At 62.4% G+C, this 12,628-nt stretch carries 14 protein-coding genes and 2 pseudogenes; 8 read left to right on the top strand and 8 right to left on the bottom strand.

Features of this window, described 5'->3' with window-relative positions; translation table 11 throughout:
- Positions 1-4: 4 nt before the first annotated feature.
- Positions 5-280 carry a lactonase family protein gene (locus tag ACWTU7_RS14815; protein WP_455839032.1) on the bottom strand — a complete coding sequence of 92 codons (276 nt, stop codon included), beginning with the start codon at positions 278-280 and terminating at the stop codon, positions 5-7.
- On the bottom strand, positions 210-563 hold the full coding sequence (locus ACWTU7_RS14810) for a lactonase family protein (RefSeq protein ID WP_455838936.1): 354 nt from the start codon (positions 561-563) through the stop codon (positions 210-212). Before ACWTU7_RS14810 ends, ACWTU7_RS14815 begins: the two co-directional genes overlap by 71 nt.
- Before the next feature lie 324 nt (positions 564-887).
- Between ACWTU7_RS14810 and ACWTU7_RS14805 the strand changes: the two are divergent.
- From ACWTU7_RS14805 to ACWTU7_RS14795, 3 genes and pseudogenes are all read left to right on the top strand, one after another.
- Positions 888-1,210: pseudogene (locus tag ACWTU7_RS14805) on the top strand (hypothetical protein).
- Between the two features lie 3 nt (positions 1,211-1,213).
- Entirely contained in the window at positions 1,214-2,374 is a 1,161-nt protein-coding gene (locus ACWTU7_RS14800) for a CaiB/BaiF CoA transferase family protein (RefSeq protein WP_455838935.1), read from the top strand.
- A gap of 20 nt (positions 2,375-2,394) precedes the next feature.
- Complete coding sequence (locus tag ACWTU7_RS14795; RefSeq protein WP_455839031.1) at positions 2,395-3,531, top strand: extracellular solute-binding protein; 1,137 nt, start codon at positions 2,395-2,397, stop codon at positions 3,529-3,531.
- A 170-nt stretch (positions 3,532-3,701) separates the two neighbouring features.
- Here ACWTU7_RS14795 and ACWTU7_RS14790 read toward each other — a convergent pair whose 3' ends face one another.
- Complete coding sequence (locus ACWTU7_RS14790; protein WP_455838934.1) at positions 3,702-4,538, bottom strand: amidohydrolase family protein; 837 nt, start codon at positions 4,536-4,538, stop codon at positions 3,702-3,704.
- Positions 4,539-4,604: 66 nt separating this feature from the next.
- Positions 4,605-5,393, bottom strand: a complete 789-nt coding sequence (locus tag ACWTU7_RS14785; RefSeq protein WP_455838933.1) for an IclR family transcriptional regulator — start codon at positions 5,391-5,393, stop codon at positions 4,605-4,607.
- Positions 5,394-5,595: 202 nt separating this feature from the next.
- Here ACWTU7_RS14785 and ACWTU7_RS14780 point away from each other — a divergent pair.
- From ACWTU7_RS14780 to ACWTU7_RS14760, 5 genes and pseudogenes are all read left to right on the top strand, one after another.
- A pseudogene (locus ACWTU7_RS14780) lies at positions 5,596-5,796 on the top strand (sugar ABC transporter ATP-binding protein); the annotation flags it as partial.
- 4 nt (positions 5,797-5,800) lie between these two features.
- Positions 5,801-6,913, top strand: coding sequence for a mandelate racemase/muconate lactonizing enzyme family protein (locus ACWTU7_RS14775; RefSeq protein ID WP_455838932.1), 1,113 nt, complete (start codon positions 5,801-5,803; stop codon positions 6,911-6,913).
- Positions 6,914-6,923: 10 nt separating this feature from the next.
- Positions 6,924-7,253 (top strand): L-rhamnose mutarotase, encoded by a 330-nt coding sequence (locus tag ACWTU7_RS14770; protein WP_455838931.1) that lies wholly within the window; start codon positions 6,924-6,926, stop codon positions 7,251-7,253.
- A complete protein-coding gene (locus tag ACWTU7_RS14765) occupies positions 7,246-8,322 on the top strand; it encodes a Gfo/Idh/MocA family protein (protein WP_455838930.1) in 1,077 nt (358 codons plus the stop codon). The genes ACWTU7_RS14770 and ACWTU7_RS14765 overlap by 8 nt, the downstream gene beginning before the upstream one ends.
- Position 8,323: 1 nt before the next feature.
- Positions 8,324-8,782 (top strand): MaoC/PaaZ C-terminal domain-containing protein, encoded by a 459-nt coding sequence (locus tag ACWTU7_RS14760; RefSeq protein WP_455838929.1) that lies wholly within the window; start codon positions 8,324-8,326, stop codon positions 8,780-8,782.
- Positions 8,783-8,798: 16 nt separating this feature from the next.
- On the opposite strand, the gene ACWTU7_RS14755 is transcribed toward ACWTU7_RS14760, so the two are convergent.
- Genes ACWTU7_RS14755 through ACWTU7_RS14740 form a run of 4 tightly spaced genes read right to left on the bottom strand, consistent with a single transcriptional unit; the run spans position 8,799 to position 12,626 of the window.
- Positions 8,799-9,755 (bottom strand): C-terminal binding protein, encoded by a 957-nt coding sequence (locus tag ACWTU7_RS14755; protein WP_455838928.1) that lies wholly within the window; start codon positions 9,753-9,755, stop codon positions 8,799-8,801.
- A gap of 14 nt (positions 9,756-9,769) precedes the next feature.
- Positions 9,770-10,525: an HpcH/HpaI aldolase family protein gene (locus tag ACWTU7_RS14750; protein ID WP_455838927.1), complete on the bottom strand. Its 756-nt coding sequence runs from the start codon at positions 10,523-10,525 to the stop codon at positions 9,770-9,772.
- A 44-nt stretch (positions 10,526-10,569) separates the two neighbouring features.
- Positions 10,570-11,289, bottom strand: a complete 720-nt coding sequence (locus ACWTU7_RS14745) for a hypothetical protein (RefSeq protein ID WP_455838926.1) — start codon at positions 11,287-11,289, stop codon at positions 10,570-10,572.
- A 26-nt stretch (positions 11,290-11,315) separates the two neighbouring features.
- A complete protein-coding gene (locus ACWTU7_RS14740) occupies positions 11,316-12,626 on the bottom strand; it encodes a TRAP transporter large permease (protein WP_455838925.1) in 1,311 nt (436 codons plus the stop codon).
- Positions 12,627-12,628 lie beyond the last annotated feature (2 nt).

The raw sequence follows: 12,628 nt of genomic DNA, 5'->3' as shown, positions 1-12,628 counted from the left end.
ATCTTCACACACATGGGCGTGCCGATATCGATGGATCGCCGGTGTCGGCCAGCCGGCCCGTGGCAGCGTCGCGGGCAAAAATATTGATGCGATCGGCATTTTGGTTGGCGGAGAGGAGGTGGCGGCCCGAGGGCGTCAGCGCCAGATTGCGCGGCGTGGCACCCCCACAGGGCGTGTGATCGACTAGCGCAAGCGTGCCTGTTTCCTGGTCAACCGAAAACACCGCAACGCTGACATGGCCGCGGTTGGAACCATAGAGGAAGCGGCCGTCGGGCGAGATCTGGATGTCGGCGCAATGATTGCCGTCGCGCGGCCGCGGCCGGCACGGCCGGTTTCGTGTCGATGACCGAGAGCCTTCCTGGCACATCGTCGAGCGCAAGCGACACGATCGTTGAATCCAGTTCGTTCATGACGAACACGAAGCGCCCGCCCGGATGCAGCGCCACATGGCGCGGGCCGGCGCCGGGCGCAAGCGCCTGCTCCGCCAGTCTGGTCAGACTGCCATCAGGCCCGATGCGGTACGAGACAAGCCGATCGATGCCGAGATCGGCGACGATCGCCACGCCACCGGCGATCGTCTCGGTGACGCTGTGAGCATGAGGGCGTTCTTGGGACGGGCTGTGTCAGGCCCGTGCCCTTGTGGGCGACGCTCGACAACGGAGGCTGCCAACGAAAACCAGGCAGGCATTCTGCATCAAAATCCTCCCTTGTTCCGCCGGCGTTGGCCGCCGCGGACCCGAGCAAAATTTCGCCTGTTCACGCTTGCAACACCACCCCATATGTGAAAATATTATTCACAAAAGAAGATTGACGGGAGGATCCATCATGCAGTTCGCCGGTCCGCGGCGCGCCCGGACGGATGATCCTTGCTTCCAGCGGACACTGTCATGACTGGTTTTGCGCCGACCGTCGGCGTGGCGTCGACACACCCCGCCAACATGCCGAAGGACCACGCCGATCTCCCCGTCTGGAACGCGGAGAACTGGTTCTATGAAGACTGGCCGGTCGGCCAGAAAATCCGCTCGCTGCGCAGGACGATGTCCGAGGGCGATAGCCACCTTTTCAACGCGCTGGTGCTCGATATCCACCCTTACGTGCAGGGCCAGATTTTCGCCGAAACGGAAGGCGAGAGCTTGTGCTTTATTGCGAGCACCTGCAGACGGTGAAGTACAGCAATCCGGCCGATTTCGCCGGGAAGACGGAGAAATAGGCGATGGCCGCCACTGCCGAATTGCCGCTGACCGGGCTCGTCGTCGTCGACATGAGCCAGTTCCTGTCCGGACCCTACTGCTCGCTGCGGCTGCTCGACCTCGGCGCCCGCGTCATCAAGATCGAGCGGCCGAATGGCGGCGACCTGTCGCGCCGGCTTTATCTCAGCGACACCGAGATCGGCGGCGATTCCACCATCTTCCATGCCATCAACCGGGCCAAGGAAAGTCTCGCCATCGACCTCAAGGACGTGGCCGACCTTGCGGCGCTGCGCGGCCTGCTGGCCAAGGCCGACGTGCTGATCCAGAATTTTCGGCCCGGCGTCATCGAGCGACTGGGCCTCGATTTTGAGGCGGTGCGCAAGATCAATCCGCGCCTGGTCTATGCCTCGATCAGCGGCTATGGCGAGGAGGGCCCGTGGGTCAAGCGGCCCGGGCAGGATCTGCTGGCGCAAGCCCGTTCCGGCGTGATGTGGCTGAACGGCGACGAGGACCAGGGTCCGGTGCCCTTCGGCCTGGCGATCGCCGACATGCTGGCGGGCTCCGCCGCCGCGCAAGGGATCCTTGCCGCACTGGTGCGGCGCGGCGTGACCGGCACGGGCAGCCATGTCGAAACCAGCCTGCTGGAGGCGTTGGTCGATTTTCAGTTCGAGGTGCTGACCACGCATCTCAATGACGGGCGCCGCCTTCCGCGGCGATCAGCCTTCCGTAGCGCCCACGCCTATCTGTCGGCGCCCTACGGCGTCTATCCGGCGAAGGACGGCTATTTGGCGATCGCGATGTCGCCGATCTCGAAGCTCGCCGATCTGCTGGGGCTCGAAGAGCTTGCGCCCTATCGCGATCAGCCGTCGACGTGGTTCACGGCCCGCGACGAGATCAAGGCGATCATCGCGCAAAAAATTGCGACGAAGACGGTCGAGGAATGGCTTGCCATCCTCGAGCCTGCCGACATCTGGTGTGCCAAGGTGCTGACCTGGCCGGAAATGATGGCCAGCGAGGGCTTCCAGGTCCTCGATATGCTGCAGACCGTGACGCGAGAGGATGACGTCTCGATCCTCACTACGCGCTCGCCTCTCAGGGTCGATGGCGCCCGCGCGAAGGTCGAGCGCGCCGCGCCGCGCATTGGTGAGCACAGCGCAAAGATTCGCAAGGAATTCGGGCTGTGAGCGACGTGACGCTCAAAGGCATGACCTGGAGCCATCCACGCGGCTACGACCCGATGGTCGCCTGTTCGGCGCTGTGGAAGCAGCGCACCGGCGTCGCAATAGAGTGGGACAAGCGCTCGCTGCAGGATTTCGAATCCTTTCCGGTCGAGGAACTGGCCCGTGCCTATGATCTGATCGTCATCGATCATCCGCATGTCGGCCAGATCACCGCCGAGAATTGTCTGGCGCCGCTCGACGTCGTGGGCCGGGAAGCGGAACGTGCGGCGCTGGCGGCGGGGAGCGTCGGCCGCTCCTATCCGAGTTACAACTGGCAAGGCCGGCAGTGGGCGCTTCCGATCGACACGGCGAGCCAGGTGCAGGCGTGGCGGCCGGACATGCTTTCCGCCGTGCCGGCGAACTGGGCGGAGATGCTCGAGTTGGCGCGACAAGGCCGTGTGCTGTTGCCGCTCAGGCCGCCGCATTCGCTGATGGTGTTCTACACGCTTGCCGGCAATCTCGGCCGGCCGGCCGCCGAGGAGCCTGGCGACCACGTAAACCCTGACATGGGCAGCCGCGTTTTCGAGATAATGCGCGAGATCGCGGCTCTCGTCGATCCGGCCTGCCTTGGCATGGACCCGATCGACGTCCTGGAGGAAATGGCCAGGTCCGGCTCGCGGATCGCCTGTGCGCCGCTGATCTATGGCTATGTCTCCTATGCCATTGCCGGATTCCGGACCAACCGCCTTGCTTTCGCCGACATCCCGGCTGTGGGCGATGCCGGTCCCGCCGGCTCGGCGCTCGGAGGAACCGGCATTGCCGTGTCGGCCTTTTCGAAGGCCAAGCAAGCGGCCACCGACTTTGCTTACTGGATCGCAAGCGGCGACGTGCAGCGCGGCCCCTATGCTGCGGCCGGCGGCCAGCCCGGCCATGCCGCAGCCTGGGACGATGCAGCCGTCAACGCAGCCGCCGGTAATTTCTACATGAACACCCGCGCCACCCTCGAAGGTTCCTGGGTCAGGCCACGGCACGACGGCTACATGGCCTTCCAGCAGGCCGCGTCCGATCGCATCAATCTCGGCCTGGCCGAAAAGCACCATGCCGGCCGTGTCGTCGCCGATCTCAATCGCCTGTTTCTGGAGAGTTTCCCGGCACCCGGCGCTGCCGGTAGAGGAGCCTGAAGCAGCTTAAATGGAGGAGAACATGAACAGCCTGATCTGCGGCAACTCACGCTGCTGATCGGCCTCGGCTTCCGGCCCTCGACCGTGCAGACGGCACTTGGCCTGGTCATCGTGCTGCTGGTTCGCTCTACGGCCGCGAGCGGCACGAGTCGGCTACGATCTGAGGCGGCTCACAAACGCCAAAGCCGCTTCGCATTGGCGGAAAGCAGCTTTTCTCGCTCGTCGATGCTGGCACCGGCAAGCAGCGCGTGCGTTGCTGCCACCCAGGTCGCTAGCCCGCCGCCAAGCGTGCAGACCGGCCAGTCGCTGCCCCACACGACGCGATCCCAGCCGAAGCATTCGATGGTGTGCTCCACATAGGAACGCAGCGTTTCGACAGTCCACGATCCAGCCTCCGCATAGGCGACCACACCGGAAATTTTGCCGACGACGTTCGGGCGCCGCGCAATCTCCGCCATATGCTCGCGCCAGGGATGCTCACTGCTGCCCTTGATGTCGGGCACGCCGCAATGGTCGAGCACGAACTGGACGCCAGGCGCGAGATCGGCGAGTGCGATCGCTTTAGGGATTTGATGCGGCAGGACAACGAGATCGAATGTCAGCCCGGTGCCAGCAAGCCGCTTGATGTTTTCGCGAAACAGCGCGCCTTCCGAAAGCTCGTCCGGCATGACGTGGAGTACGCGCCGAAAACCCTTGACGAAGGGATTGGCTTTCTGACGCTCGAGATAGGCGGCAAAGTCCGGCTCTTCCGGACGGCACGATGCGATCGCCCCTCTCAGCAAACTGTCCTTCTGTTGCGACAGCGCCTTCACATGGCTGGTCTCAGCCTCGATATCGGCCGGATCGACATCGACTTCCATATGCAATGCGCCCTCTATGCCGGCCCGGCGAGCTTGGACTGCATATTCGTCGTGGGAAAAATCGCGGTTTAGTGCCGGCACGCCGGAGAGCCAGGGATAGCGCAGCGCCGACCGGTCGATCAGGTGTAGATGGGTATCGAAGATCATGACAACGCTCTCCTCCTCCCGCGTTTCGAATCATCTCACGGAGAAATTTTTCATTCAAATAAGAATTTACTTCGCCTGCTTAACCGTTGATCCCGCCAGTTGCGACAGCTTTTCGGTCGCCGCCAGCAACAGCTCTATCGTCCTGGTGATATCGGGCGCCTTGGGTGCGTTGACCAGGGTTATGTATGGGATCGATAGTGCTGCGATTGCCTTGCCGTCCGAACCGAGAACGGGGGTCGACAGGTTGAATACGCCGGCGGTCTGCATTGACGCCATCATTTCGTAGCCGCGTTCACGTATCTGGTCGAGGCGGGCAAAGAATTCCGGCGATTGAGGCGGCTTGTCGGTGCTGCGCAGATGCTCTGAGATCATCATCTGCCGCTCTTCCGGCGAGCGGAACGCCAGCAGCACATGTCCGGATCCCGTGTCGAACAGGCTGATATGCGAGCCGACGCGAATCGAAATGCCCCAGTAGTCCGGCGCTTCCTGCTGTGCGATCACCACTGCGGAACCGCGGTCGAAGACGACAAGCTGGTTTGCCTGCTGCGAGGTTTCGGCAAGTTCACGCATCAGCGGCGTCGCATAGGAAACCAGCCGCCGCACCGGCGCGTGCAGCTGCGCTAGGCCAAACAGCTTGAGGGTCAGCGAATAACGGTCGCCGTCTGGCCGCGTGACGTAGCCGCGTCGCACCAGCCGGTCGAGCATGCGATAGAATTCGTTGGGGCTGCGATCGAGTTTCTTGGCGATTTCCGCCTGCGTCAGGCCGCCGTCGACGCCGGCCAGAAGCTCGAGGATGTCGAGCCCCTTGTCGAGCGCCGGCGCGCGATAACGGTCGTCGTCCTCGTCCCCTGCCATAGTCACTTCCCGGTGAATTTCGACTTTCATATATGCACGATGACCTGCTTCCGGAAGAACTTTCAACTTGACGCCTTTATGAATATTCTGTTTATATATGAATAGGCTGAATTGGATCGATACGAGTCCCGGACGCACCCTTGCTCGCACTTGATGCAGGCGATTCTTCTGCTGCCGATCTGTCAGGCAAGTTCGATGACGTCATCAGCCGGAGTTGCCGATGATCGCCACCGAACCGCTCGGCAACGAGACGCTGGTGTTCGCCGAATTCAACGGCGGTGTCTGGGTATCGCGTATGGTCAATCCAAAACAGCTAAAGGCGGGCGACCGCGTGAAAATGAGCCTGGACCTGTCGCAGGCCCATCTGTTTTCTGTCGATACCGGCGGGACATTGCGAGGTTAACGTCATGGCAAAGATCGAAAAAGCCGAACTGCGGATGGTCGACCTGGTGCCGAAGGTCAAGCGCACTGATGCGATCCAGAGTTTTGTCAGCCAGGAAACGCCGATCGTCACCATCACCGACGCCGACGGCGCGGTCGGCACCGGCTACAGCTACACGATCGGCACCGGCGGCTCCTCGGTGATGCGGCTCCTGGCCGATCACCTTGCGCCGCGGCTGATCGGCCGCGACGCCGACATGATCGAGGCGATCTGGCACGAGCTCGAATTCGCCACCCACGCGACGACGATCGGTGCCATCACGGCAATCGCGCTGGCGGCCATCGACACGGCGCTGTGGGATCTCAGGGCAAAGAAGCTCGGCCTGCCGCTGTGGAAGCTGGCCGGCGGCGCCAAGGACCGCTGCCCGCTCTACACCACAGAGGGCGGCTGGCTGCATATCGAGACCGAGGCGCTGGTCGAGGCCGCGCTCGCCGCCAAGGCAAAGGGTTTTCGCGGTTCTAAGGTCAAGATCGGCAAGCCGCACGGCTCCGAGGATCTCGCCCGGCTTACCGCGGTGCGCCAAGCAGTCGGCTCATCCTACGAGATCATGACCGACTGCAACCAGGGCTTTTCTGTCGACGAGGCGATCCGCCGGGCGGAGCGGCTGCGCGATCTCGACCTCGCCTGGATCGAGGAGCCGCTGCCGGCCGACGACATAGACGGCCATGTGCGGCTGTCGAATGCGACGTCGACGCCGATCGCCATCGGCGAGTCGCTCTATTCGATCCGGCATTTCCGCGAATACATGCAAAAAGGCGGCTGCTCGATCGTGCAGGTCGATGTCGGCCGCATCGGCGGCATCACGCCGTGGCTGAAGGTCGCGCATGCGGCCGAGGCATTCGATATCCCGGTCTGCCCGCATTTCCTGATGGAACTGCATGTCAGCCTGACCTGCGCCATTCAGAACGGCCGATATGTCGAGTATATTCCGCAGCTCGACGAATTGACCGGCAAGAAAATGCGCATCGAGGACGGCCAAGCACTGGCACCGGACGAGCCCGGCATCGGCATCGACTGGGATTGGGATGCCGTCAAGGCGAAGAGCATTGCGGAATTCACCACCGAAATAACAAAATAGGGAGCCGGACATGCAGCGGATGGGAATGGTGCTCGGCCTCAAGCCGGAAAAGGTCACCGAGTATGTGCGGCTTCACGCTGCCGTATGGCGTGACGTGCTTGCCATGATTTCCGCCTGCAACATCAGGAATTATTCGATCTATCTTAAGGAGCCGGAGCACCTTTTATTCAGCACTTTCGAATACCACGGCACCGATTATGCCGCCGACATGGCGAAGATGGCCGCCGATCCCAAGACGCAGGAATGGTGGGCGCTGTGCATGCCTTGCCAGGAGCCGCTGCCGACCCGCAAGGAGGGCGAGTGGTGGGCATCGATGGACGAAGTCTTCCATCATGACTGACGGCGTTTTCGATCCTGACTCGCTCTCCCAGTCCTGGGCGAAGCCATCGAAGCCGAGGCCGATCGTGATTTTCGGCGCCGGCTCGATCGCCGGCGATGCGCATTTCCCGGCCTATGGAAAAGCCGGTTTCCCGGTCGCCGGGCTTTTCGATCCCGACCATACCAAGGCGGAAAGACTGGCGCGGAAATGGGGCGTCGCCACTTACCGGTCGGTCGGGGAAGCCGCAGCGATCAAGGACGCCGTCTTCGACCTGGCGACGCCGCCGGCTCATCATGCCGGCGTGCTCAGGGCGTTGCCAGATGGTGCAGTGGCGCTGATCCAGAAGCCGATGGGCAGCGATCTCAGCGAGGCGACCGAAATCCTCGAAATCTGCCGCTCCAAAAAACTGAAGGCGGCGGTGAACTTCCAGCTCCGCTTCGCGCCGATGATGCTGGCGCTGAAGGATGCAATCGCCAAGGGTTGGCTGGGCGACGTGGTCGATTTCGATGCATGGCTTGCATTGGCGACGCCGTGGCAACTCTGGGAGTTTCTGGTGAAGGCGCCGCGCGTCGAGATCGCCATGCATTCGATCCATTATCTCGACCTGATCCGGCAATTGCTCGGCGATCCCCGGGGCGTTCACGCCAAGACGCTCGGCCATCCCGGCCACAAGGTCGCGCAAACTCGCACCAGCGCGATCCTCGACTATGGCGACACTGTGCGATGCGCACTGTCGATCAACCACGATCACAAATTCGGCCGAAAACATCAGGCCTGCGAATTCCGCATCTGCGGCACCGAGGGCGCCGCCTATCTCAAACTCGGGCTCAATCTCGACTATCCGCGCGGCGAGCCTGACATCCTTGAAATCTATCCGAAGGGCGGCTCCGACTGGGTTGCTGTGCCACTCATCGGCGAATGGTTTCCCGACGCCTTCGTCGGCCGCATGGCCAATGTGCAGCGCTATGCATCAGGCGAGGACACCGAGCTCGTCAGTTCCGTCGAAGACGGCTGGAACACGATGGCGCTGGTCGAGGCCGCCTACCAATCGAGCGCGGCGCCGGCAACACCAATCGCGGCGAGGCCCTGACATGGAGCAGACTGTCTATTTCGAAGACTATCAGATCGGTTCGTCGCGCATGACCAGCGGGCGCACCATCACCGAGACCGACTTCGTCGTTCATGCCGGCCATACCGGCGATTTTTTTCCCCATCACATGGACGCCGAGTTCATGAAGACGACGCCGTTCGGTCAGCGCATCGCCCACGGCACGCTGGTCTTCTCGGTCGGCGTAGGGCTGACGGCAAGCGTCATCAACCCGGTCGCCTTTTCCTATGGGTACGACAGGTTGCGCTTCATCAAGCCGGTGTTCATTGGCGACACGATCAAGACCCGCACCACCATTTCGGCCAAGGAGGACGACCCGAAGCGGCCAGAGTCGGGCCGGGTCATCGAGCGCTGCGAGGTGATCAACCAGCATGGCGATGTGGTTCTGGCGGCCGACCACATCTACATCGTCGAGCGCCGCGACAAGCCCAAGCGGGGCTGAGCTATTTGCAGAGCAGTCATATCCGGTTGACCGGATATAGCGGCTTCCCGCCGCGCAGGACGGATGCGACATCGGCAAACACCTTGTTGCGAACCTCGGCGTAAGACTGGGTCGAGTAGTGCGCCGCGTGCGGACTGACCAGGACGGCGTCCAGCGCCAGCAGCGGATTGTCGGGCGAAGGCGGCTCCTGCTCGAATGTGTCGATGCCAGCCCCTGCTAAATGGCGGCGCCGGATCAAATCCGCCAACGCGACTTCGTCGACCAGCCCGCCACGAGATACGTTAATGAGGATTGCCCCTTCCTTCATGCGCGACAGGGCTCCGGCCGACATGATGTTTCTGGTCTCCGGTGTCGCCGGAACGTGCAGCGAGACGATGTCGGCCCTGGCTAGCAGCTCATCGAAACCGACCGGTTCAGCACCACCGGCCGTAATGCGCTCCGCCGGCATATGCGGGTCGTACGCGATGACATGATAGCCGAAGACCCGCGCCCGCTCGGCAGTCAGGCGTCCGATCTGGCCGAAGCCGATCAGCCCGAGAATCTGCCTGTCGGGCCGCGTGATGCCGGCGCCGTCGGTCATTGCAGCCCAGCGGCCGGCGCGGACCGCGCCGTCGAACTGTTTCAGCCTGCGCGCCAAGGCCAGGATCAGCGCCATGGCATGCGTGCTGACTTCCACCAGATTGGCATCCGGCACATAGGTTACCTGAACACCGGCACGGCTAGCGGCCTCGATGTCGATCGAGTCCAGGCCTACGCCGAACCGTCCGATGACCTTGAGGTTCTTCAGTTCGGCCAGAACGCGAGCTGTGATCGGCTCCCGCAATATCATCAATGCATCAGCGTCACGGCACTGCTCGATCAGGGCATCCTCTGTGAGAAGCGTCTTTTCGACAAACTCGGCGTTCAAGCCGTCGAGGTAGCGCAGCTGCTCTTCCTCGACTGATAACACGCCGTCGGTCTTGATTATCTTCATGCCAAACTCTTGCATCAGGCGCTGCGCGCGGAGGCGGCACCAGCGGCAAGGCCGGCGCCGAGAAACATCGTGTCGCTGGCCAGCATGTAGAAGCTGATGCCATGCTTCGACCATTTGCCGACATCATCTGCCGAGGGGCGAAAGATGCCGACGGCCTTGCGGGCCGCACGCGCCGCAGCCGCGATCCTGACGATCGCGGCATTGAGCTTGTCCTGGCCGGCTGGCCCCATGGCGTCGATCGAGACGGACAGGTCGCCGGGCCCAATGAAGATCACGTCGACGCCGTCGACCTGGACAATGTCGTCGATGTTGGCGAGGCCTTCGGCCGTCTCGACCTGGATCGCGACCGTCAGGGCCTCGTTGGCCGACTCGAGGTATTCCGGAATCCTGTACCCATAGCCGGCGGCTCGGCCTGGACCAACGCCGCGGGCGCCGACGGGCGGGTAACGGCAGGCCATGACCGCCATACGCGCTTGCTCGGCCGTCGAGACGCGCGGCACCAGGACGCCTGACGCGCCGGCATCGAGCGCGGCCGCAATCCACTCCGGCGTGTGGCCCGGCACACGCACCATCGCAGGTACCTTGTGGACATCGGCCGCGCGGATCAGGTCCTCAAGCCGCTCGCGGCCAATCTGCGAATGCTCCCAGTCGATGCACAGGAAATCGACCCCGCTTGCAGCCGCCACTTCGACCGCCACCGGATGCGGAATGGCGCAGAAGGTGCCAATGAGGCGATCGAGAGAGACACATTTCTTCCGAAAGTCGTACATGAAATCTCCAGAGATTTTTCGGCGTCGGCGAAAACTGTCCGCGCCTATTTGGCGGTGGTCCGCGGCAAAGGATGCACGGCTTCCGTCGACATCGGAAAGTGCAGGCTGCCGCCTGAAAAGGGCGGGAAGGTCTTGTAGTCGGCGCGCATCTCCAGCCGCGCCGGTGATTGCAGTGCGTGCGTCAGCGCCGCAGGACTGTCGAACATGACCCGGTTGCGCTGCATATGGTCGACCCGCGGCCAGGGCAGCGAGCCGCACCAATCCAGTCGCGACAGAACCTCGATGTGGCGAATGCCGGGGAAGCCCCGCATCAATTGCGGATGATGCGTCACATAGTGGTAGAGCCAGGCATTCATGTCTTCGGCCGGCCCGGGATAATGGACAAGATAACTGCAGGGGAGCCCAGACGTCCTGATGCCAGCGTCATCGACGGGGAACGGACGCACGCACATTGCCTGCTGCGTCGGCCTCGAACCGGCGATGCTCGACAGCACACCCGGTGCGGCAAGCGCCTGCAGATGGCCAGACGGCGCGAGTGCCGTCTCCATGTCCGCCAACTCGTCGAAATAGAGCTGGAAGCCAAAGACCGGCGGTGGCCCATCGTTGTTGAACATGTCCGTTGCCACTTCGGGCAGATAGATGTTTGCAAGCGCCAGACCCGGCGTGGTCGCGATAACACGCCGCACAGCGTCAACGTCTTCACGGGCGATGGCCAAATTTGCCTCGCGGTCGTCGCGGAAGAAAGCGAGATAGGCAAAGCGCATGCGGATACCTGCTGGATCGAGTTCGGCTAGATCAAATTCGGAAGGAAGAGGGCGACCTGCGGAAAGAGAACAATCAGCAGGATCAGCAAGAGGGTCAGGGCGATGTAAGGCGCCGCCGACATGGCAACCGTTTTGAGCGACGTGCCTTTTGGCGCAACGCCGATCATGATGAACAGTAGCAGACCAAACGGCGGCGTGGTGAAGCCGACTTCGTAGGCGAGCAGCAGGATCAACCCGAACCACACAGGATCATACCCAAATTGCTGGGCAATCGGCAGGAAGATCGGCAGCGTGATCAGCATCATCGAGACCTGATCCATGAACATGCCGAGCAGCAGGATGACGAGCACCATCAGGAACAGCATGGAATACGGCCCAAAATCGTAGCCCACGATGAACTGGATAAAGCCGTTCGACGCACCGGAGAAGGCGAATATCTGCGAAAACGTTGTCGAAGCCGAGATGATCAGGAAGGTCATGCCCGTGACCTTCATCGCATCGTCCAGCGACTTCCAGACAACCGACCAGCTGAACCTTCGGTAGACAAACAACAACGCGAAGACGGCAGCACATCCGAGCCCTGCCGACTCCGTCGGTGTCGCTATTCCAAGGATGATCGTGCCCACCACCATGAACACGATGACGCTCATCGGAACGATGTTGACGGCAACCGCCCTCACCTTCTCGGCGGCACGAACAGCGGATACCGGATAGTGCGGAGCCGCGTCCAGGTCGATCTTCGTCTGTGCGAAGATCAGCGTCGCGTACATGACAACCAGAAGCAGTCCAGGCAGAGCGCCCGCAATGAGCAGCGCGCCAACGTCAATCTGGGCCAGCGAGCCGAGCAAGACAGCCAGCGAGGATGGCGGGATGATGACGGCGAGGCTTCCGGCACCAAGCACCGGTCCGTAGGCCATGTGCGGCTTATAGCCCCGCTTCAGCATCTCGGGCACCATCAGCGAGCCCATCATGCCGGTATTGGCGAGGCTCGAGCCTGACAGCGCAGAAAAGATCGTGCCGGCGGCGAGCACGACATAGGCAAGACGTCCTCGCAGATTGCCGATGCACAGGTCGAGCGCGTAGATGACTTTCTCGCCGAGACCGGAGCGGAAGAACAGGCTGCCCATGACGAGGAACATCGGCAACGGCGCAAGCGCATAGGTCGAGACAGCGTCAGAGAAGTTGGCGATCATCTGCGTCACGCCGATCGAACCGCCGAAGAACAGGTACAGCCCGATCACATTGGTGACGAAGAACGCGAAGGCGACCGGCAGCCCAAGGCCCATCAACACAAGAATGGTGCCAACGAGCACGGCGAATGGAAACAGCCAGGCCACCA

The organism is Mesorhizobium sp. BHscii (assembly GCF_053848065.1).
The sequence above is the reverse complement of the archived record's forward strand: the minus strand, read 5'-3'. Positions and strand labels throughout refer to the sequence as shown.

Coding starts and splice junctions, on each gene's coding strand:
- ACWTU7_RS14800 (WP_455838935.1), top strand. CDS start 1,214: ATGGCCGCCACTGCCGAATTGCCGCTGACCGGGCTCGTCGTCGTCGAC.
- ACWTU7_RS14795 (WP_455839031.1), top strand. CDS start 2,395: ATGACCTGGAGCCATCCACGCGGCTACGACCCGATGGTCGCCTGTTCG.
- ACWTU7_RS14790 (WP_455838934.1), bottom strand. CDS start 4,538: ATGATCTTCGATACCCATCTACACCTGATCGACCGGTCGGCGCTGCGC.
- ACWTU7_RS14785 (WP_455838933.1), bottom strand. CDS start 5,393: ATGGCAGGGGACGAGGACGACGACCGTTATCGCGCGCCGGCGCTCGAC.
- ACWTU7_RS14775 (WP_455838932.1), top strand. CDS start 5,801: ATGGCAAAGATCGAAAAAGCCGAACTGCGGATGGTCGACCTGGTGCCG.
- ACWTU7_RS14770 (WP_455838931.1), top strand. CDS start 6,924: ATGCAGCGGATGGGAATGGTGCTCGGCCTCAAGCCGGAAAAGGTCACC.
- ACWTU7_RS14765 (WP_455838930.1), top strand. CDS start 7,246: ATGACTGACGGCGTTTTCGATCCTGACTCGCTCTCCCAGTCCTGGGCG.
- ACWTU7_RS14760 (WP_455838929.1), top strand. CDS start 8,324: ATGGAGCAGACTGTCTATTTCGAAGACTATCAGATCGGTTCGTCGCGC.
- ACWTU7_RS14755 (WP_455838928.1), bottom strand. CDS start 9,755: ATGAAGATAATCAAGACCGACGGCGTGTTATCAGTCGAGGAAGAGCAG.
- ACWTU7_RS14750 (WP_455838927.1), bottom strand. CDS start 10,525: ATGTACGACTTTCGGAAGAAATGTGTCTCTCTCGATCGCCTCATTGGC.
- ACWTU7_RS14745 (WP_455838926.1), bottom strand. CDS start 11,289: ATGCGCTTTGCCTATCTCGCTTTCTTCCGCGACGACCGCGAGGCAAAT.